The 512-nt window shown below is 39.6% G+C and carries 1 protein-coding gene; it reads right to left on the bottom strand.

Translation table 11 applies throughout. From position 1 onward, the window contains the following. Positions 1–145: 145 nt before the first annotated feature. Positions 146–512 (bottom strand): IS30 family transposase (locus tag R7Q46_RS30465; RefSeq protein WP_318078752.1); only part of this gene is annotated, 367 nt, incomplete at its 5' end.

The following is a 512-nucleotide window of genomic DNA, read 5'->3' as shown; positions in this document are numbered from 1 at the left end:
AAATCCACCGAAGACTCTTGGCAGAAAGAATTTCGTTTATTTTGGAAAAGTGATAAATCTGTTTGGGTTGCTATTCCACCAAATATTGGTGAATTAGTCACAACGTACGATTGAACTTAGTATCAAGTTTGAAGTGCGACACTTTTTACAGATGCGTATGAATATACTCCGTTGGTGTCCTATACCCAAGTCTTTTACGTGGGCGCATATTTAATTTGTGTGCACTTTCGTTGCATAGCTTCTGTGTCACGTGTGACATGGAAGTTCGTTTTGGTAAGTATTGTCGTATCAAGCCATTGGTGTTTTCATTAGTGCCTCGTTCCCATGAGTGGTATGGATTTGCAAAGTAAAACAGACAGTTATGATGTTTTTCTAGTTGTGCATAACCATGAAACTCAGTGCCGTTATCCGCAGTTATCGTCTTAAAAGGTAAGTCAGAGCGGGTCATGATTTTGCTCATTCTTACGTTGAGCGACTCGCTTGTTCTATCGTCCATTTGTCCAATAAAAGTG

It is taken from the genome of Vibrio sp. 811, from assembly GCF_033339195.1.
The sequence above is the reverse complement of the archived record's forward strand: the minus strand, read 5'-3'. Positions and strand labels throughout refer to the sequence as shown.